The sequence below is a fragment of the Bacillus sp. DX4.1 genome, from assembly GCF_030348195.1.
In the GTDB taxonomy this organism is placed as follows: domain Bacteria; phylum Bacillota; class Bacilli; order Bacillales; family Bacillaceae_G; genus Bacillus_A.
Genome location: NZ_JAUCFT010000008.1, coordinates 1,297,264 through 1,317,062, shown reverse-complemented (window position 1 = coordinate 1,317,062; position 19,799 = coordinate 1,297,264). Strand labels below are relative to the sequence as shown.

Here is a 19,799-nt window from a genome sequence, read left to right as displayed (position 1 = left end):
CCATATCTTATATAAAAACATATCTTAATTTATCATTTTTTCAGAAAATATTGATAAAGTTTGATAAAACTATTACAATTTCTGTATAGAACGACAAAATTGAGAATTTAACCTACAAATATACAATAAATTAACACAATTTTTACCATATTAATCTTTTAAAACATTATAATAAGTTTACAAGATTGATTATTTCGTATCATTCATTACGATGGACGATTAGGGAGGAATATACTTTGTACAAAGAGAATGCCGAAAAACTAGATCAAGAATGGATTGATTTAATGCTTGAAGCTCTAGATGCAGGAATTGCCATTCAAGAAATCGAACACTTTTTCCACCATGTGAAACACCCTTCTGGAAACTAACAGCGTTGTTCTTTTTAACGAAAATTGTGTTATAATAATGACATCATAAGCTGACTACATACAGAAGAAAGGTGCGCGAAAATGATTGGAGAACGTATAAAACGCCTTCGTCTACAAAGAGGGATTTCTTTAACAGAACTTGCTGAAAAAGCAGGTGTCGCTAAATCTTACATTAGTTCCATCGAACGTAATTTACAAAAAAATCCTTCCATTCAATTTCTTGAAAAGATTGCTAATGTTCTGCAGATTCCGGTTGATATACTCCTTCATGACGAAACAACACCTGAAAATCAATTAGATTCCGAATGGACAACTCTTGTCAAAGAAGCGATGAATTCTGGTGTATCAAAAGAACAGTTCCGCGAATTTCTAGAGTTTACAAAATGGAAGAAGAACCAGAAATAATAGATTACAAAAAGAGTGCATACTGGGGAGCACTCTTTTTTCATTTACTAGAAAAAGCGGGGAATCCCCGCTTTTGGTTTTGCTTCCTTATTTATTACTTCTCTTCGCCCTCAGTTTGGTTTGCATTGAATGTCCATTCTAAATTCAACTTATCACCTTGGAAGATGTTTTGATCTTCCTTATTGTCTACGAACTCAAATTGTACCCATAGATAATCTTCTGTTCCAGCTGCTAAGCCGCCTTCTTCACCCCATTCTGGAGAAAAGATGTCTTTTGCTACAAGGTCCGGATCTAATTTTTGTAATTCTGCTAACGTTGTTTCATATACAGGCTCACTTTGTGTATCCCAGTTCCAAATGAATTTCACTTTAATATGCTCACCAAAGTCTTTACCAGCGTTATCACCTTTAGCATCAGTTACTGAATATTTAGTTGCTAATTTTACATCTTTAATTGCTAAAGAACCTTTGTTTTGTAATAAGAATTCTTTCTTTACAGAATCACCAGGTTTTAAATTATCAATATCAATAATTGTTTTTGGATTAACCGCAAGATCTAACGTACCTGCTGCAAATGTATTATTTGATACTTCTTTATCGCTAAAGTATGCGAACGTTCCTCCACCGATTAAAGATAACCCCAATGCCGCTGATGCGACTCCCATTCCTAACTTTTTCTTTAAGCTCACTTCATATTCCCCCTAGCTGTTTTTATTGTTATCTCTTATGTAAGAAATAAGAGGTCTAACTAATAGAATTTCTCTCTCTTTGCTATGATCAATATAAGTGCAATATCCCTGATTACTTTCGTTCTTTAAAAAGCTACCTTATGTTCATTATAAAGAACAATCATCTATAAACGAAACAACAAAATCAGCCTAATTTTATATTTTAAAGGAATTTAAAGACCTTTTAAAACCATTTTCTTTATTTTTCATAAGTTTACTCTATTTTTCTATTAATTTATGTAGTTGATTTATTTGAATATAGCCTAAAATAAAAAAATATCCTCAATAAAGTGAAACTTTGATCAGTGGGGTTTTCTTCATCCCTCACTAATAATTAGCCTTCACCAATCGTTTTTTTACGGGCAGTTATCCCCCACCTATCTTCTTTATTTCTCTCTGAATCTTGAAGTGGGGATCTTACTGCCCGCGAATAGCGGGATGAATTTTTGTTATTTCTCTAGGCATTATTGTTCGTTCGTTCCAAATAAAAAAAGACTAAATTACTTCTCCTTCCTCTTTCTCGGAGAAGTAATTTAGTCTTTTCGCAACTTAACTCTTCATACGTTTCCTATACAAATAAAATCCAACTAATATCAGTCCGATCCCTAGTAAAATCATATTAGTCTGCTGCATACCTGTACGTGGTAATTGCCAATCATTACCCGGATTCACAGTAGAAGATCCAGATTGATTGTTGCCCGTTCCATTTCCGTCTCCTATTTCTCCACTACTTCCATTAGCCCCTTCAGCATAAAAAATAAACTTCACTTTCGTTTGTAAGCCTTGATACTCATTGCCAAGTTCTTCCGGAACACGCACCGTATAAGTAAGCTCATCACTTTGGCCTACTGCCAGTGTACGCCCTTTCATTTTTTCAAAATCCCTTAAACTCCCTTCATATAAGATTTTTTCTTTATCTTTTACAGCAATTTTAAGAGCTTCATATAATTCATTAGATCCGTCAACAGCCTCACTTTTCATTATATATATTAGTTTGCTTATTCCTTCATTGTTAACACGGATACTTCGATTTGCCCAGTCTCCTGGCTTCATGTCTGACACATGAAATAGTACTTCTTTTGGTGTAAGACTTATATCTATTTCTTGTCTCTCCTCCGCACGCACTTGCTCAATGTTCGTTGTAATACCAATGAGCAATGCTATAACACTATACACAACTAACACATATAACCACTCATTTTTTTTCATCTATATCCCTCATATAAATGAGAATTACTATAGAAAAAGGTGGGAGATCCCACCTTTTTTATAGAAATTCTATTATTTTTCTTCACCTTCTGTTTGCTCTGCTTCAAATGTCCATTTCAATTCAAGTTTATCACCTTGGAATTGATTTTGATCTTGTCCATTATCAACAAATTCGTATTGTACCCATAAGTAATCAGAATCACCATGTTGTAAACCGCCATTTTCTGCAAACCAGCCAGCAAAAATGCTCTCTTCAACTGCATCCGGAGACATTGCTTTCAAGTCAGCCAATGTTGTTGAGAAAATAGGCTCACTTAATTTATCCCAGTTCCAGAAGAAGTTTACACGAATGTGCTTACCGAAATCTTCTTTGTTATCACCCTTTGCATCTATTACTTTATAATCCGTTAATAATTTCACAGTTTTGATATCTAACGAACCGTTATTGATAAGCTGAAAATCACGTGTCATCGTATCTCCCGGTTTGATATTATCAACATCAATAATTGTCGTTGGATCTACAGAAAGATCTAACGTACCTGCAGCAAACGTATTGTTCGTTACTTCTTTGTCACTAAAATATGCAAATGTTCCTCCACCGATTAAAGATGCTCCTAATACCGCAGATGCAATTCCCATTCCTAATTTTTTCTTAATTCCCATTCCATATTCCCCCTGAAATTCATTTTTTTATGTTAACCTCCACGTTTGTAGAAGGTATAACCCATAAATATTACTGAACTTCCTTTGCAGCGATTTCTTCTTTTTTCTCTTCTGTTTGTTGAACTGCTGGCGTGTTTTGTTCTATATGCTGGGATTGTTTAATTGATTCGGAACTAGATTTTGTCTGTTGCTGGATCTCTTCTTTTGTTTGCGAAGAAGATGCTACTTGTTCAGCTTGTGTTTTCTTTTCTACTTCCTGCTGCTCTTCACTTGCTTTCTTTGCTTTTTCTTCTTCAGCTTTTTGTAGTAGGACCTTAGCCTTTTCTTCTTCAATTTGCTTTTGTAAGGAAACAATTTTTTCGTCAATTTGCTGTAGGTTCACTTGCTTGTCCACATTGTCACGAATACTCTTGACCGCTGTAAAACCAGCTTGTACATATTGAAGCACTTGTTGACTTGATTCATTGTTATTATTTTTTGTACTTTCTACCGTTTGGTTATAGTAGCCTTCTATTTCTGCATATATCTTTTGCAATGCTTCATACGCAGGCTTCATCTTCTCACGCTGCTGCTTCCACACTTTTTCCTGTTGCTCTAGTGCTGCAACAGAATCAGGTTCTCCCACACGCAGCATCTCTTCATATGCATTCAAAATAGAGCGTTCATGCTCCCCTGCCTCTTTCGTTAATGTATCGATCGTTTTTGGAAATACAATTGCTGTAGAAATGGCGGATTGTATTTTTGTCTCATCTACAAAAGAAGCTTCTGTATACGTAACTACTTGAGAGCCCAAGTAAAAAGTTATTGAACACATACACGGTAAAATGAGTATTGTTTTTATTTTGTTTGAAGATTTCGACATTTTAATCTCTCCCATTACGCGTGATTGTTCTTTATAATGAACCCAATTCCCATTATAAAGAATCTTTCCAAAAAAAGAAATATATTCCATAAGACAAAAAATGACATAATTGTGACAAATCATTTCGCCGTTTTCGTCTGCATATAACGAAAAAGAATGCTTCCTCAAAAAAATTTTTCTTTTGTATGGTTTATCCTATGATATGTCGTAAGTCATGCATGAAATAAAATAGGCTATCACTTTGATAGCCTATTTATATAATTATTTCTCTACACTAACCGTTTGTTTCACATCAAACGTCCATTTTAATTCAATAGTGTCCCGTTTTTTTCTTTAAAGTCATGCCCCAATCCCGCAATTATACCTATATATACTTATCAATCTCTAAAATGGATAATATAACTAAATTACACAGATTCTCCTACATTTGAAGATTTATTTTTCTTTTCTTCATCGATACTGCGAATGGCAGTAAAAATAGTAATTGCAGAATATCCAAGCAAAAATATCCCCGGAATGATTAACAGTAAAGCTGCCCCTGCTTTAGAATTTGCATAGCCCAATAAATATCCAACATACGGAACCGTAATATCTCCATATTTTCCAACTACATTTTCAGCAAGAACTGGTTCTAAATCTGGGCCATTGTTATTATCACCTTTTGTTTCATACATCACTTTTCCATTTACATTTTTCACGCCAATAATACGGTGCGTTACAAGTTTCTTATCACTTTCTTTAAATGTAATAACATCCCCTTTTTTATATTTAGATCCATCTTTCGTCGGTTCAACCGCAATAACCGATCCTGTTAAAAATGTCGGTTCCATGGATCCAGATAATACCGTTTTAAATTGATATCCCATCACTGTTGGATCTCCGCCACTTGCTTTTGATGAAATCACAACAAACGCTAAGCACACCATTACCGCAAATAAAACAAACGAGATAACATTACTCATAATCTTCCAAACTAGTTTCATTTGTCTCTTCCTCTCTTCATTGTTTATATAATCTCAAAACAAGGACGTTTCACAATGTTCTTTAAAGAGAACTTATTTCCATACTATAATGAACATTTAGAAAACGCAATAAAAAATAGGCAATTATTACTTGCCTATTTTTCTTCTGAAATCGTATTCTTTTTACCCCGTTTTATTAAATATATACCAAGTGCCAGCAAAGCAATAACCCCTACCCCAATACTTGCAAGCATTTCATACGAATACTTTGGTTCAGATGGCTCTATATTCTTTTTCGGCATTTCAAATGTAACATCTTCTTTTGAAAGAACATTAACACTTTCAATCGTTTGATTATTTTTCTTCACATCCACTGTTCCAATGACATCACCACGATGAATGCCTCTTTCATACAGCTGTCCCTCATCAACTGGAGCAGATCGAAATACCGTTTGAACATTCTTTCCTTCTTCTTTCTTTAACATAAGCTCCGCACTTCGTTCTAGTTCACCATCTATATTTTTATTTAAATATGTTGTTTTCTGTCGCCAATTCGTTTTATCTAGCACCGTTTGCTTCGCGAATTGTAAAAATGAATAATCCGCAATTTGACGCATATCTTCATAAATTTCTGGTTTTTGTGACGCCATCACAACATTCACAATACGGTTGCCATCTTTCTCATTGAACAACACAAGTGTATTACGTGCTTCATTTGTAAAACCTGTTTTCCCACCAATACTATTTGGGTTTTCAAAATAATTCCCTTTATTAAAAATGGATACCGTCTGTCTTGATGTTGTAACAGTTGTCCGTTTCGTATTCATCGCCTGTAAAATCTCAGGATATTGCTGAACACCTCTCGCAATCATGGCCATATCATATGGAGTCGTATAATGATTCGGATCATGCAAGCCATTTGGCGTTACAAAATGACTATCTTTTGCCCCCAAATGCTTTGCTTTCTCATTCATCATATTCGCAAAATTTTCTATGCTTCCCCCGATATGCTCACCAATTGTATAAGCAACATCGTTGGCACTTAACACCATTAAAATCATCAGTGCTGTATTACGATCTACTGTTTCCCCCACTTGAAACTCAAGTTGATAATTACTCTTCTCCTGATCTAGTGCCGCCTGTGAAAATGTAAGTTTCTCCTCTGGTTTTACATGCTCCATTAATAAAATAGCAGTCAACACCTTCGTAATACTTGCCGGAAATGCATGTTGATATGCATTTTTGTCATATAACACATCCCCCGTCTTCGCATCAATTGAAACTGCAAACTGACCAAATACATTTGGATCTGACCCAGGTACATGTGGTGGTGGTGGTGGTGCTGGTGCAGCACCAGTTTCAGCATACAATGTCATAGGCACTAAAAAGAACAAACAACTCACCATAACAAAAACCATAATCTTCTTACAATTTACCATGTGACTCTCCCTTTTCTACTTTGTTTTACACTGTATTTATTTACCTTAACTGTTAAAATATCACAATGGGATTTAATTGGAAAATCAATCGCCGTTTTTCACTATATCATAATTTTTCAAGAAAGGACATAATAGGATGCATAAGAATAAGAAGGATTCACTCCTTCTTATTCTTCTCATCACTCAATAAATCTATTAAATTATTCCCTGCTTCCTCTTCAGTTACCTCATCTGTCATGCCCATAAACGACCAGCCTTTAGACTCTGTCCAAGCGATAAGCTCGTCTATAAACTCATCATGAGACACATCCACATCAAGAATTGCTCCATTAATCGCAATCGTTCTATTTCTAGGTACACGCATTGTAAAAGTTTTTCTTACCATTAAGTGCTCCTTTTATTTATACATATTTTATAAAACTATTTCCTAATTCTTTTATACCTTATTTCCATAGAATTGTAAAAAGTATATATTACCTGAAAGTAAAATCTAAAAATTGAAAATAATATTATTTACTACTTGATTTTATGATTATACTAATTTACAATTAGTCATACGTTACTTCCTATACATATCATGATCCCGTAGCTCAGCAGGGAGAGCGCCACCTTGACAGGGTGGAGGTCGTGAGTTCGAACCTCTCCGGGGTCATACTGATAGAAATCGTATCAAATTAACGTTTGATGCGGTTTTTATTTGTTTAAGCAACTCTCTAAAAGAGCCAGTGGTCACAGAATTGGTCACATTGCCTACAAAATCTCTTCTATTTTATTAACCGCATCTTCTTGCATTGTTGGCAATACATGAGAATAAGTGTCTAATGTAATTTTGATGTTACTATGTCCTAACCGTTCAGAAATCACCTTCACGTTCACACCTTTAGCCAATAACAGAGTTGCATGCGTATGACGTAAATCATGAAATCGAATCTTTGGCACAGCTGTTTTCTGAATCAAAGCGTTTAAACTTCTTCTAACATTAGCAGGATTAATTGGTGTTCCAGAAGGAGTACACATCACCAAGTCATTGTCTTGGTATTCCTCACCTTGAGTCAGCTTCTGTTTCAATACGACTGCTCTGTGTTTCTTTAGCTTTGCTACTGTTGATGCAGGTAGTAGTATTTTTCTTAAACTCGATTTCGTCTTTCCTCCAAGCAAGAACGTCTTTCCATCATGACTTAACGTTTGGCTAATAGTTAAATGTCCCTTTTCTAAATCAACATCTTTCCACCGCAACCCTAGCAATTCACCCTGTCGCATTCCAGTTACAAGAGCTAAATGAAAGACAATAGAATACCTGCTATCCTGTGCAGCTTTTAAGAACAACTGTACTTCATGTTCATTCCACACAGTTAACTCTTCCTTATCAGCTTTAGGCAACTTTGTTTTGGCTGCAACATTTTTAGTAATCAGCTCTAAATCTATTGCATGTTCAAGGGAGTTCCGAATGATTTTGATTATTTTCTCGATTGTCCCTCTCTTTAGCCCCATTTCTCGCAGTGAATTGACGTAGTTTTGCATATGTAATGATGTTAACTTAGCTAGTTTGATATTGCCTAGAGAAGGGATGATACGACTGTTTAAGTACCCTTTCAGTACCTTCGCTGTTTGGATACCAACACTGTGCTTCTTGGTATTGAACCAACTTTCCAGATATTCACCATAGAGAAGTTTGCTAGGTTCTACATGTGTTCCAGTATGAACTTCTGAGAGCAGCTTTGTTAAAGCAGTTTCCGCTTCTTTTTTGGTAATGAATCCCCTCTTCTTTTTTTGCTTTCTTTTACCTGTTAGTGGTTCAATACCAATGTCTACAATATAAAAATATTTTCCTGTTTTCTTATCTTTTTTGACGCTTCCTTTCATCGTTAAGAGCCTCCTTGGAGTCCTTAACTGTGCTGTATATGGTAATTTAATTATAGCGGATAATCTTAGTATTATAGACTAGAGTTTTCATATCATATCAATATAAAGAAAACTGAACATTTTTTACATATTCCCCCCTAACAAACCACGGGAAATTAACGATATATTTTATTTGCTGGATAAGCTATTTAAATGGCTTATTAAAAGAAACCTCTCCTCCGATATGAATCTTTTAAAAGAACAAAGAAGAGCTTACAAAATCAATCTAATACCTATGGTAGGACAATTTTTTTATTTAGATTACAAAAAGGAAAAAGCCTATAAATTATTCAATATTTAAGTTATAAAATCCACTCAAAAACTTACCAAAATCAATATAATTATTAAAAAGGCATATAAAAAACACCTACCCATTTCAGTAAGTAAGCAATAAATAGCAATACTTTAATGGATAGGTGTTGCTTATAATGATATTTCTTAATCGTCAGATTGTGCAGATGCAACCTGCTCTAGTGCCTCAGTAATTTCCATTTCAGTCAGTAAACTCTGGACATCCTTGTATAGTTGTTTTAAATGGTGGTCTGAAATATCTAATATAGGCTCAAACATAAAAGAGTTTAAATGAATATTTTCTGGAGTCATAATATTTACTTTCTCAAGAACCTTTATACTTCTTAACTCTTCTGGGAAGCACCGCTTAAATTTACCAACTAATTTCCCAGTTTGATTGCTTGTTATCCCTCTAACATACTCATCATCATTAATCTTTTTTATCATGTATAGTTCAGCGTTTAATCTAATTGCAATTGATAAAACAACCTTATTTTCCAGATTAGCCACTGACTCCGAATCTGAACCAACAATTTGGTCTGCTACTTCAAAAATGATACTATACAGGTTCTTATCAGCGTTAGCTAATTCAAGGTCACTTAAATCTCTAAAAATACTCTTATAAATCCCATGTAAATCCTTAATTGTCAAAACTGTTGTTTCTTTCTTCATATGTAGAATCGATGTTAATTTATTAAAATTTTCATTATCCCCAATATAATCTGCGATATTCCTAGCAAATGTAACTGAAGCTACTAACTTAGCATCGTCTGACAAATCCTGTTTCCAATCCTTTAACGGATTACTTATATATTTATACTTAAGATTCTCTAACCTTATATAATCTTTTTCTTTAACTGCCATAAACGAACCCGCATACTTACTGCTTCCACTAATTCTTTCCTGTACAGTTCTAAAGAAATCAAAATTATGAGTTAAAATAATTGAGCAGAAATCATCATGTTCGGAGACTTCCTTTAGATATTCAATAATTGCATACTTATTCTTATAATCAAATGAATCAGCAATATCATCTACAATAAAAAGTGTTTTAATTCCTTGCTTTTTCCTAGATTCTATCTCAAAGATAATATTTAATAAGTATAGAGTTCGTCTTTCTCCTTGACTTAATACCTTTAATAATAAATCTTCATCTATATTTTCTGGTCTTTCTTTATAGTAGTAATCAATGCTTGGTGCTACATCTTTTAAGACTGCATCCTCTTTATTTTTTATACCTAATCTATATGGAACATAGAACCTTCTATTAAAGATTTCCATTACGTTTTCCCAATCCGTTGCATCATTCTTTGCTTTGTCAAGAATCTCCTTAATTTCATCCTGCCCTTTTTTATATTCACTTAAAAGATTATCATATACATCCTTATTGTTCTTTAAATAAGACACCCATAACTTTTGTTTAAAAACACTCAAATCAGCTAATTCCGTCAAAACTTCCTGATTTTCAAATAAATATTCTCTAAACTCCCTTAGTTGAGCATTAGAAATTTTTTTATCAATATTATTAAAAATCACCTGTAAAGTATCATCTTTTAAAATCTCTTCTTTTGCACCCTTTATCAACTCTAAGAATTTATTCTGGTCAACTACCTCCTGCTTCTCCCCATTTACATTAAGGTTGATAGAGTGTCCACCTTGGAAGAAACCGTTATCCTTTAAATTTTTATGGACTGTTGTAGCATTATAATGATTAAACGATTTTTTAAAAAACGAGGATTTATTGATTAATTCCTCATATTTTTCTATGTATTCTTTTATTTGTTTTTTAAAATCGCCTGTCTCTAAAAAGGCAATTACTTTTTCATTAAATATTTTGTCATAAATAATATGACTATATGGTAATTCGCTGTCATCTTTAACCCAATCTTCAAGTCGATTCAAAACTTGTAAAAAACTATTTAAATCAGCACCAAAAGAAGTACAAATAGCTTCTTCAATCTTATTTCTCAATCCTGTTGCCGATTTTAGAACTTGCAAAAGTTTAGCTTTTTCGATATTAATTTTTTCATGAATTTCATCATATTGTCTTCTTAAATCATCCTTTACTAATAATGTTGACATTCTATTTGATTTGAAAGATTTCTCATAGGGTCTAATTACAAATATTGATTCAGGACTAATAGCCTCTCCAACACTATCTTTAATAACACTTAGAGATTCTTTCGTAGGAAATATCAAATCTTTCGACTCAAAACCTTTACTGTAGTCATCAAAAACATTGGCAAGTGATGTTTTCATTACCCCATTTGGAGCATAGATAATTTGTGTAGACTTAGCACCCGTGAAATCAAATTCAGCTTCTAAACTATTGATACCATAACAATTCATAATCTCTACTTTAATCTTATCCATATTATCCTCCCTTTTCATTTTAAAGATACAAAAGTTTCCTGTTCTTAGATTTAATTAAAATATTAACGTTGAGTTAATATTTCAAAGCATCAAAAAATTGCTCTTTTGTAACGATTAATAAATTAGTTGTATTAAAAGTATTCTTTTCTGCAAGTTTTAAATAATGTAAGTATCGAACTAATCTAACAAAAGCATTCAGCTTATCATTAGTCCAAGGAATTACGATACCTATCCTTGCTAAGGCTGATGAATTGATAGCTCCACCCATTAAGTGTTTTCTACTAACCTTATTTTCAATTTCTATTGCCATAAAACATCTTGCATTTCGATTTTGATATATTATATCTTCATATATATGTGGTTCTACAAAGTCACCATGGCGAGTGAGATTATCATGATTAAATCTTATCAACTGCTCAATAAATTCTTTTGATTTAAAATCCCTAACCATATCATCATATTTTGATTCGTATCTTTGATTAAAGGCAAAAGGACCTACTGCTACATCAATTCTAGGTGAGTATATATTACGTTCTCTTTCCCCTTTCATTGCATTCCATTCTGTTTCAACTTCATTTTGTGGATACAATACTTGTAATTGACCTTTAATATAGTTTTGATATTGTTTAAGACTCATTTGCTCCAAATCATTTATTTCTACTGTTTCATCTGTATTAATAAACTCCATCAAATCCATCCCCTTTAAATCAACTCTAGCCTTTTTCGATATACAAATCAACATAATTTCCCATTAAAAAAAGCTGACCATATTTCGACGGAAAGTGAGTTATCCCTTAATAATTAATGATATTATAAGTACAAAACAGCTCCCTGCTTATGGACCTGCTCAGTTATCCATTAATTATTACCATAAATCACAAAATTAAATACTTTCTTACAAATCCTAGTTCTTCCAAATGAACTTTTCTATCTCTTCAATTATACGTTCATTTTTTTGAACATTTGTATGAAAACACATACACGCTTCACCCTTAAAGTTCTTTGTTAATTTTGATAAAAACAATTGACTTTTAATATCCACCACACCATCATCAGGTACATCTATAAATTCCCCTGTGCTAAAATCGTACCAAGTGATTATTCCAGCAACAGAAAAAACTTGAACATTTTTATTAAACAACTCTTTTCTTTCCCTAATATACTCTTGCGCATTACCTACGTATAAATTACCTAGTGCAGGGATAAGTGCAGGGATAAAAAAAGCAGCAGCTCCCTTTGAAAATGACTGGGGTATTTTTTCCGTCCCAATGATAGGTGTTGCGAGTGTAATTAATTTTTCTACGTCATTCCCACCAGTTTCAAGAATATACGAGGTTGCAACCAACCCCCCCATACTATGACCGATAAGTATGACTTTTTCGGTTTGATACTTGTATTTCACTATTCTAATTACATCTTTTAACCAGTTCAATTGTGTTTTACTCCCCTTATAATTATGCTCAAATATCACTTGTACCAAAGGACTTTCTGAATAAGAACTCAGTTTGAAATCAATATGTCCATTTTCCCGTACCAAATATTTATCTGTTAAACTAGCATATCCATCAACCTCTAATTTATTTATAAATTCAGTAAATGTTCCCTCCCCCCCACTGAAACCATGAATTAAAATGACTGGAGGCTGTTTTACTATAACTTTTGACCTTTTAGGTAAGTCAATCTCACCGTAGCTAGAGTACCTAACATTATAAATAATGACCAATAGCACAAACAAACTAATTATTTTTTTTCTACATTTCATATTAATTCCTACCCTTTTAATCAAATTAATCTCAATTAAATAGCAAAATTCCATGTTCTACTTCTCTTCGGGAACATTTACTATAGTCCTCAATTCCTCAACTGTTAATACATTATCTTTTCTTCTGTGTATCATTCTATGACAGTTTGAACAAACAGGTACAAGGTCTTCCTTTGGGTTAATAGCAACCTCTTCCCCTATAGTACTTAATGGCTTAAGATGATGTACCTCGATGAAATCCTTCCCCCTCTCACCATAGACATATTCAATTCAAACCATCAACTCAGTAGCTACTTGAGGTAATTGGGTTACACATTTATATCTTTACTAAAACAAGTTACATACGTTCTTAAATTTCAAGAAAGTAATCAAAATCATTAAACTTAAGCATCATTCACGTTCTTGATAGGCACAATAAATCAATTCCTTAACGTTTTCTAGAGAAATAATGTTTTTCAACTCTATATCAATCTGATTTTTGTCCCTTGTGTCAACAGGGATGAAAATCTTTATCTTATCTTTAAACCTTTCAAAAATAGAATCTCTCATTTTAGTAGGGACATGGAACAACACTCTATTTCCTTTTGTTGAAATTGATAAAAACTTAAAACGTCTGGATGCTCGCCTCAGCATAATACCATCTGACAGATAATAATAAACACCTTCTAGACCATAAGCATATTCAAAAATCTCTTTAGCAATTTGCTTTTCCCTTAGACTAAACGTTTGAATTAATTGGTCCACAGTTTCAAACTTAGATTTATTTCTTGGAACTTTCTTTTTATATAAGGCAACATTTTCTTTGTTTCCCTTAACATCGTCAAGATTAACTTCCTTATATTCATAACCGTGTTTTTCAAGTCCTTCTTTGAGTCCTGCTACAAAAGTAAGTCCCACCAACATGAATCGGGCATCTGGATTATTTACAAGCCCATCGTACCGAATTAATTGACCTACAGCACTATCATTTACCTTTAATTTAACTTCAACAAAAAGTTTCTTTTTGTTTTTATCCAAAAATAATAGGTCACACCGTTTCCCGCTCAAGTTAACCTCACTTTCTAAAAAAATACACCCTTCTTCAATTAAGTACGGATTTGCAATTAAAATTTCATGAAGTTGAACCTCTTTCATTTTCATCAATCCTTTTTGGATATTAATCAGCTTTTAAACCAATTGTTCAGACTTATAAATATTCTCCCGATGCCAATTCATATAGTTCTGTTGTCGCTCATTCAAAGCAACTTTCATAGTTTCATTGATATTAAGAAAAACCTTTGTGGCTTCATCCAAACTTTCTGAAATCAAAATTCTCCCATCCTCATTAAAACTAATATATCCCTTATCAAATAGCGCATCATGGTTAGGACATAATAGCAATCCATTATTAACATCTAACCGCTCTTTATGATTAGATTGACTCCATTGCTTAATATGGCTAGCTACTAAGAATCGTTCATCTGATACACCACACAGTTTACATTTCTTTTCTACAGCTAAAAGCGCCTTTTTAAAAATTGACTGACCTATACGTGCCTTAACAACCGATTCTTTTTCGGTTTTATCCAAAACAATCGGTGATTCCAATTCTTTCTGAAAAATCAGAAAACTCTTATTGTGCAGTGGATTCACTTTCTTGAGTAATAGTTTTACTTGCGAGTTATTTAATCGCTTCCATCTAAACTTTAGCGTAAGGGCTTGCAGTTCTGTTAGGTTCGGAGATGGATTATAATCAATCGATAATTCCTCTAGTAATGCCCTGTTAACTACTAGAGGGGTATCTAATATCACTGAATTCTCTGGACTTCCAAAAACAATTACTTCATTCTCTTGAACTTTATTTCTAAATAAGTGAGGATTTTTATATTTCATCATGATTGTATTATCCATTTTTGCTTTATGAATATCCAAAACTTTTTCCACTTCGTAAAATGCGGTAATGCAGGGGTTATTTTCTATACTTTTATAAAAAAAAAGGAAGTCCCCCTTTGAAACTTTAGTTTTTAAAATTATCCCTCTATCCCCTTTATCCCCATAAGTGTACTCTGAGAATAGTGGGTCTTCTTCCCTATTATGTATCTTTGGGTCTAAATATGGGATTATATAACTGTTCAAAACACGTCCCCCATCCAATTTACAGTTTTCTTAAACAAAATTTTCCTTAATTCATTATTCTAAATGAATAACTTTGACTGACATAAATTTCAAACATAGCCTGTACTTTAAAAGTTAATACAGGAAGATTATACCACATCTTTTTGCATAAATATTTTAAAAGAGAACAGGGTGTTTAAATCTGTACTTTAAATTTGTTCCCTATCCAGTTCATTTGTAAGCAGATAATAAAAGATGGGTTTTATTAGTCATTGTGGTGAATTCAGTCCATCTGTTCAATCCCCACTTCAGTATATGAAAAAAAGGATAACTCAAAACTGAGTCATCCCTATTCTACACTTTTCATAGCAATCACCCAATAATAGACTCGTATCTACACCGCTCTAATCTTTCTCTTATTCTCTTTACGTTTTAAATGTGCAGTATAATCGCGTACTGATGTAATGGGTTCGTTCATAAATCGTTCTTGTCTCTCTTTCTCATTTTGCAATTGATGTTTCGCATCCTCTAAGGTTTCCTTATGCAATCTACTTAGGATAAATCCTGTAGTTCCTTGAGATAGAGTACTGATATTTACACCATTCATCGCATTATGAATAGCCTTAACAACTGTTTCAGCTCCATATGTTTCACTTAACTCGTTTAGCTTGTTAGCAGAATTATTATTATGTTCACCTTGATAATAATTGAACCATTTCTTAACATCAGCATTATCAATAAGCACCGTTTGTTTTGACTGTTTAGATGTTTTCTTTGTATCTGCTTTCGGTTTCACTATTAGTTTAGCTTTAGATGTCTCTTTTGCATCAATAGTAAAATAAACATCTAACACGTCAGTATTAAGATAGTAACGATTTACGTTTTTCTCTTTACTACCTTCTTTGTACGACCTTTTAACAGTCATTAATCCTTTTTCTTCTAATACTTGAATGTGACTCTTCACACTCCTTTCTGATTGTCTTGTAATGTTTGCAATGCTTGAGATAGGCGGATAAGCGTATACTTGACCTTGTTCATCTGTTGTATTGGATTGAATACTCATATTTCTGAACGATATCAATGCACCATATACGAGCGTTTCTCCGACCTTTAACTCATAATCTCTCATTAAGCTTCCGTTGAACTTTATAAATCCTACTTTACTTTCTTTCATCATTATGTCTCCGTTTCTTTTTATTTGTATAAAGTCATAATGATTTGCCTTCCTTATCCCATTTGTAATAGAGAGATAGAAGAGAAGGAGCGTAAGCGACCCTATTTATTTTTCTCTTATTTAATCCTCTAATATCTTCTCTTATATTGGGCAAATTTCGCACTACCTCTTTACGCTTTTTGCACTACCCCTAGTGCAAATTTTTTACTAAGGTGGTGTAAATTTCGCACCCTCTCACTGTATCACACTCAATTCTTACTGTACCAACCACTCAGTAAAACGCTTACATGCTTATATATCAAGGGTTAAGTATGATTTGGTCATTTGTTACATTTTTATTACAATTATATTTCACATTACCTCTTAAAACTGATTCTCATATCTATTTTCAATGATTATTGTCCATTCACTTTAAGATAGTAACCTTTATGACAGTTCATACTTCTACTATACAAAATTCAAAATTGCCGATTTGCCCAAAATCCTATAGAAAAAATTAGAGGAATCCTGTAAAAGTATCCACCAAGAATTTTTTATGTAACCAATGGATAACAACTTCCTTTGTAACTATACTTATCTCCCTCAAGCATTTTGAACAACTAAAGATACAAATTAAATACATATATACGCTTCGAGATTAATGTTATAAACGTTAAAAAATAGAGTGTTTATGTCGGTTGTAAAGTAGTAAAAACCCTTAACGAATCGGAATTCTGCGACTGCTTTTGGCGTAGATTGAGGTGCTTATAAGTATGTCAGTCAAAGGAACGAGCATAGAATCTGAAAAATACTCCCTCCTCTTTCCTGCTCCAAACAAAAAAGAACAGCCATACAACTGCCTAATAACACTTATTATATCGAAGTTTTTGTATAATCAATTAACGCCTGTAACTTAGAGTAATTAAAAACACTCTCTTTTATACTGCTAATAACGAACTCTAATTGCTCAATCCTCTGAAGGACGTCTTCTGCACCATTCTGTATAACCTCATCTTGCTCATATACAGCTTGTTCATTTACTTTTTCTAATAACCATTGAACATAATGTAATTGTTGTTCTAGTTGCTGCTTTTGCAGAATACCGTTCCCTGCTAATGGTTCGTAATAATAAAGATATTCTTCTGGGGAAAGAGTTCCTTTTTTGGTATTACACTCTTCACAAGCACAAACACAATTTCTAAAACTTGAAATGCCTCCGTTCGACTTGGGAATAACATGGTCTATAGTATCTCCGTATCTACCGCAATATGTACAGGTGTAATTATCTCTATTTAGAATCATTTGACGAAATGTGCATTTATCATATAACTTATGAATGAGAGTTCCGTGTACAATCCCTGCCATTCCTTCCTTTACCATTAATATCGCTTGTTTATATGGAACACTGTACTTAATCTTCTTCTTTGACGGTAGTTTAACACGAACCTCTATATCTGACTGCTCTAACAAAGCTGTATCATAGGAGTATGGAGTTGATGGTATCCTTATTTCATCCTTACGGTTCTTGCAGCTTCGACAATACGACCTTCTTCGCCCTTTTCCCATTGATGCAAATTCATGATACAATTTCGTCTGACCACAGATTTTACAAGTTTTATATAAACTACAAGTGATACCTATCATAAGAATTAACTCCTTCCACCCACTTGTTTCCAAATACCTTCCAAACTAGATAGGAAGCAGCTATAACTGCAGTCCTAAAGCATTAAAACCATATACCCTTAATCCCACGGTCCTTTTATCACCTTAACGCCAAGTCCTTCTTCTGCAATTGATACGAGAGCTTGGTACAACGTAAATCCATTCTTATTTACTTGTTGGCTAAGTGGCGATTTATTCCATACCGCAAAGAACTGCTCTTCATGTAACGTTTCCTTGTGCTTTTGGAGTAATGTATTTAAGTCAGTAAGTAAATGGCGCACGTTGTTGGAGTGTTCTTTCACATAATCTTCAATTGCCTGCTCATTTGATTTATCTTCATTGTCAATAGACATCGCATAATCTCTCCCCTAACTATTTTTATTATCTTGCTCATCACTATCCAAATCACTAAACAACTCTTCAACATTGTTGAATTTTTTATATCTACCCTCTTGCAAATCCTTTTGACTTGCTTTTATCTTTTCTTGCCAACTATCACTGTAAAAATATTCTTGTGACAGCGGAATTTCTTCACCAAATAAATCCATTTCCTCGTTACTTATATCATATTGATTGTTCTTCCTATTCACGAAGCTCTCAATCCTTATTTTTAACTGGAAACGAGAAGTGAGATTATCGTTAATATTAAATCGTTTAATAATTATTGGAACTACATCATCGATGTTTTTTCCATCATTAATTAATTCTTTAGCCAAGTGTAGTTGTCCACTATACGAAATTGTTGTTGCATTTAAATATGGATAATCAAATATTTCAGCAATCCTTAAAATTCGTTGACTAATGATTTGACCCTTAACCTTAGCCTTTCCTCTTAAACCTCTAAGAACATTAGCCCCTTCTGCAATTTTGTATCTACGAGAAGTCTCTCCCTTGATGCTAACGTACTTATCTTCTTCAAGCGCTCTTCTAACTAAAATTGCTGTTTCTGTACTCATAGGGACAATTCTATTTTCTAATATGATTTGTTGATTTTCTTCATCAATATTATCTTCAGTCAAGTTAGTCAATTCTTCAAATTCGTTTTTATGACTTACTCCATCAAATAGCAATCCTAGTATAACGCCATCTTGAGCATTATCTGCGCTCATTGCCATTTCCATAATCTCATCTTTATCAAATCTCATGTTCTCTTCTGCTTCTTTGTCAAGAAGGTTTTCTAACTTATCTTTGGAATCAAATAATGTAGCGTAATTAATCTTTGTCTTTCCATTTTCTTTGGCAAAATCAATATATCTTTCTACCGTAGATACTTTATCTTGAAGGCTTCTAATCGTTTTAGCTTTTAGTAATTTGAAAGCCTCTGCCAATTCTTCTTGATTAAAGCTATATAGGTCTTTATCCTTACTCTTTTCGATTTCAGCAGTCTTTCTAAATAACGCTTTTGCTACCCTCTGTGTATTAACACTATACTTTGAAGTTAAGAAAACATTTTTAAAGTCCCTTTGATATATGCTCTCCGATTTTGATTCAAATCCAAATTTCATATCTTCTAACTCTTTCAACAAAGCTTTGTAATAAGGTAATTTCAATTGCCATCGATGTATAAATCTTTCAACCTTTTCGTACAAGTCAGCTGAGATAATTTTCTCTCCTCTTTCCACTCTTTTAATTTGGTTATTTCTTCTATGGTTGTATGCCATCCCCACTCTCGAAAATATCTCCATTAATATTAATTCATAAAGCTCGTGTTCACTGGTTTCTATTATTACTTCAAAATCGAAATTATCTTCTCCATATTTTAAAAAATCTTCTTGGAGGGATTTATTTCTTTCAATTCCTTTCCTAAGGTCGCTTCTATGCTGAGATAAACGAAAATAACCATCACCACCCGTTTCACCGAACAATACCTTTTTATTCGATTTGTTAAAAATTACATAAACATTTCCCTTTTGAAATCCCAAAAATA

20 protein-coding genes and 1 tRNA gene are annotated in these 19,799 nt (G+C 33.3%); 3 read left to right on the top strand and 18 right to left on the bottom strand.

Going from position 1 to position 19,799, the window contains the following annotated elements; genetic code table 11:
- Positions 1 to 236: 236 nt before the first annotated feature.
- Entirely contained in the window at positions 237 to 368 is a 132-nt protein-coding gene (locus QUF99_RS09675) for an anti-repressor SinI family protein (RefSeq protein ID WP_289369753.1), read from the top strand.
- Positions 369 to 449: 81 nt separating this feature from the next.
- On the top strand, positions 450 to 773 hold the full coding sequence (locus QUF99_RS09670; protein WP_289369751.1) for a helix-turn-helix domain-containing protein: 324 nt from the start codon (positions 450 to 452) through the stop codon (positions 771 to 773).
- A 94-nt stretch (positions 774 to 867) separates the two neighbouring features.
- Here QUF99_RS09670 and calY read toward each other — a convergent pair whose 3' ends face one another.
- The 7 genes from calY to QUF99_RS09635 form a co-directional block, all read right to left on the bottom strand.
- The gene (gene calY, locus QUF99_RS09665) at positions 868 to 1,461 is read right to left on the bottom strand and encodes a biofilm matrix protein CalY (RefSeq protein ID WP_289369749.1); all 594 of its coding nucleotides are present in this window, start codon (positions 1,459 to 1,461) and stop codon (positions 868 to 870) included.
- 588 nt (positions 1,462 to 2,049) lie between these two features.
- Positions 2,050 to 2,709 (bottom strand): LPXTG cell wall anchor domain-containing protein, encoded by a 660-nt coding sequence (locus tag QUF99_RS09660; RefSeq protein ID WP_289369747.1) that lies wholly within the window; start codon positions 2,707 to 2,709, stop codon positions 2,050 to 2,052.
- 72 nt (positions 2,710 to 2,781) lie between these two features.
- Positions 2,782 to 3,372, bottom strand: coding sequence for a CalY family protein (locus QUF99_RS09655; RefSeq protein ID WP_289369745.1), 591 nt, complete (start codon positions 3,370 to 3,372; stop codon positions 2,782 to 2,784).
- Between the two features lie 70 nt (positions 3,373 to 3,442).
- The gene (locus tag QUF99_RS09650) at positions 3,443 to 4,234 is read right to left on the bottom strand and encodes a DUF4047 domain-containing protein (protein WP_289369744.1); all 792 of its coding nucleotides are present in this window, start codon (positions 4,232 to 4,234) and stop codon (positions 3,443 to 3,445) included.
- Between the two features lie 407 nt (positions 4,235 to 4,641).
- Positions 4,642 to 5,217 (bottom strand): signal peptidase I SipW, encoded by a 576-nt coding sequence (gene sipW / locus QUF99_RS09645; protein WP_289369743.1) that lies wholly within the window; start codon positions 5,215 to 5,217, stop codon positions 4,642 to 4,644.
- Positions 5,218 to 5,351: 134 nt separating this feature from the next.
- Positions 5,352 to 6,635 (bottom strand): D-alanyl-D-alanine carboxypeptidase family protein, encoded by a 1,284-nt coding sequence (locus QUF99_RS09640; RefSeq protein WP_289369742.1) that lies wholly within the window; start codon positions 6,633 to 6,635, stop codon positions 5,352 to 5,354.
- Positions 6,636 to 6,792: 157 nt separating this feature from the next.
- Positions 6,793 to 7,020, bottom strand: coding sequence for a hypothetical protein (locus tag QUF99_RS09635; RefSeq protein ID WP_289369741.1), 228 nt, complete (start codon positions 7,018 to 7,020; stop codon positions 6,793 to 6,795).
- A gap of 194 nt (positions 7,021 to 7,214) precedes the next feature.
- On the opposite strand from QUF99_RS09635, the gene QUF99_RS09630 reads away from it, so the two are divergent.
- Positions 7,215 to 7,287, top strand: a tRNA-Val gene (locus QUF99_RS09630).
- Between the two features lie 98 nt (positions 7,288 to 7,385).
- On the opposite strand, the gene QUF99_RS09625 is transcribed toward QUF99_RS09630, so the two are convergent.
- The 11 genes from QUF99_RS09625 to QUF99_RS09575 all read right to left on the bottom strand — a co-directional run bounded on the left by QUF99_RS09625 (position 7,386) and on the right by QUF99_RS09575 (position 19,794).
- Positions 7,386 to 8,498, bottom strand: coding sequence for a tyrosine-type recombinase/integrase (locus QUF99_RS09625; protein WP_289369740.1), 1,113 nt, complete (start codon positions 8,496 to 8,498; stop codon positions 7,386 to 7,388).
- Between the two features lie 477 nt (positions 8,499 to 8,975).
- Positions 8,976 to 11,201, bottom strand: coding sequence for an ATP-binding protein (locus tag QUF99_RS09620; protein ID WP_289369739.1), 2,226 nt, complete (start codon positions 11,199 to 11,201; stop codon positions 8,976 to 8,978).
- A 73-nt stretch (positions 11,202 to 11,274) separates the two neighbouring features.
- The gene (locus tag QUF99_RS09615) at positions 11,275 to 11,889 is read right to left on the bottom strand and encodes a hypothetical protein (RefSeq protein ID WP_289369737.1); all 615 of its coding nucleotides are present in this window, start codon (positions 11,887 to 11,889) and stop codon (positions 11,275 to 11,277) included.
- Between the two features lie 216 nt (positions 11,890 to 12,105).
- The gene (locus QUF99_RS09610; protein ID WP_289369735.1) at positions 12,106 to 13,017 is read right to left on the bottom strand and encodes an alpha/beta hydrolase; all 912 of its coding nucleotides are present in this window, start codon (positions 13,015 to 13,017) and stop codon (positions 12,106 to 12,108) included.
- A gap of 3 nt (positions 13,018 to 13,020) precedes the next feature.
- A complete protein-coding gene (locus tag QUF99_RS09605; RefSeq protein WP_289374604.1) occupies positions 13,021 to 13,197 on the bottom strand; it encodes an HNH endonuclease in 177 nt (58 codons plus the stop codon).
- 156 nt (positions 13,198 to 13,353) lie between these two features.
- Positions 13,354 to 14,097 (bottom strand): endonuclease NucS domain-containing protein, encoded by a 744-nt coding sequence (locus QUF99_RS09600; RefSeq protein WP_289369734.1) that lies wholly within the window; start codon positions 14,095 to 14,097, stop codon positions 13,354 to 13,356.
- 33 nt (positions 14,098 to 14,130) lie between these two features.
- Positions 14,131 to 15,078 (bottom strand): HNH endonuclease, encoded by a 948-nt coding sequence (locus QUF99_RS09595; protein ID WP_289369732.1) that lies wholly within the window; start codon positions 15,076 to 15,078, stop codon positions 14,131 to 14,133.
- A gap of 373 nt (positions 15,079 to 15,451) precedes the next feature.
- Positions 15,452 to 16,231 carry a helix-turn-helix domain-containing protein gene (locus QUF99_RS09590; protein WP_289369731.1) on the bottom strand — a complete coding sequence of 260 codons (780 nt, stop codon included), beginning with the start codon at positions 16,229 to 16,231 and terminating at the stop codon, positions 15,452 to 15,454.
- 852 nt (positions 16,232 to 17,083) lie between these two features.
- Positions 17,084 to 17,854, bottom strand: a complete 771-nt coding sequence (locus QUF99_RS09585) for an HNH endonuclease (protein WP_289369729.1) — start codon at positions 17,852 to 17,854, stop codon at positions 17,084 to 17,086.
- 98 nt (positions 17,855 to 17,952) lie between these two features.
- Positions 17,953 to 18,225: a hypothetical protein gene (locus tag QUF99_RS09580; RefSeq protein WP_289369727.1), complete on the bottom strand. Its 273-nt coding sequence runs from the start codon at positions 18,223 to 18,225 to the stop codon at positions 17,953 to 17,955.
- Between the two features lie 15 nt (positions 18,226 to 18,240).
- Positions 18,241 to 19,794, bottom strand: coding sequence for a phage lytic cycle repressor MrpR family protein (locus QUF99_RS09575; protein ID WP_289369726.1), 1,554 nt, complete (start codon positions 19,792 to 19,794; stop codon positions 18,241 to 18,243).
- Positions 19,795 to 19,799 lie beyond the last annotated feature (5 nt).

Excerpts from the sequence above, each read along its gene's own strand:
- QUF99_RS09670 (WP_289369751.1), top strand. The coding sequence starts at position 450 with ATGATTGGAGAACGTATAAAACGCCTTCGTCTACAAAGAGGGATTTCT.
- QUF99_RS09660 (WP_289369747.1), bottom strand. The coding sequence starts at position 2,709 with ATGAAAAAAAATGAGTGGTTATATGTGTTAGTTGTGTATAGTGTTATA.
- QUF99_RS09655 (WP_289369745.1), bottom strand. The coding sequence starts at position 3,372 with ATGGGAATTAAGAAAAAATTAGGAATGGGAATTGCATCTGCGGTATTA.
- QUF99_RS09650 (WP_289369744.1), bottom strand. The coding sequence starts at position 4,234 with ATGTCGAAATCTTCAAACAAAATAAAAACAATACTCATTTTACCGTGT.
- sipW (WP_289369743.1), bottom strand. The coding sequence starts at position 5,217 with ATGAAACTAGTTTGGAAGATTATGAGTAATGTTATCTCGTTTGTTTTA.
- QUF99_RS09640 (WP_289369742.1), bottom strand. The coding sequence starts at position 6,635 with ATGGTAAATTGTAAGAAGATTATGGTTTTTGTTATGGTGAGTTGTTTG.
- QUF99_RS09635 (WP_289369741.1), bottom strand. The coding sequence starts at position 7,020 with ATGGTAAGAAAAACTTTTACAATGCGTGTACCTAGAAATAGAACGATT.
- QUF99_RS09625 (WP_289369740.1), bottom strand. The coding sequence starts at position 8,498 with ATGAAAGGAAGCGTCAAAAAAGATAAGAAAACAGGAAAATATTTTTAT.
- QUF99_RS09620 (WP_289369739.1), bottom strand. The coding sequence starts at position 11,201 with ATGGATAAGATTAAAGTAGAGATTATGAATTGTTATGGTATCAATAGT.
- QUF99_RS09615 (WP_289369737.1), bottom strand. The coding sequence starts at position 11,889 with ATGGAGTTTATTAATACAGATGAAACAGTAGAAATAAATGATTTGGAG.
- QUF99_RS09610 (WP_289369735.1), bottom strand. The coding sequence starts at position 13,017 with ATGGAATTTTGCTATTTAATTGAGATTAATTTGATTAAAAGGGTAGGA.
- QUF99_RS09600 (WP_289369734.1), bottom strand. The coding sequence starts at position 14,097 with ATGAAAGAGGTTCAACTTCATGAAATTTTAATTGCAAATCCGTACTTA.
- QUF99_RS09590 (WP_289369731.1), bottom strand. The coding sequence starts at position 16,231 with ATGAAAGAAAGTAAAGTAGGATTTATAAAGTTCAACGGAAGCTTAATG.
- QUF99_RS09585 (WP_289369729.1), bottom strand. The coding sequence starts at position 17,854 with ATGATAGGTATCACTTGTAGTTTATATAAAACTTGTAAAATCTGTGGT.
- QUF99_RS09580 (WP_289369727.1), bottom strand. The coding sequence starts at position 18,225 with ATGTCTATTGACAATGAAGATAAATCAAATGAGCAGGCAATTGAAGAT.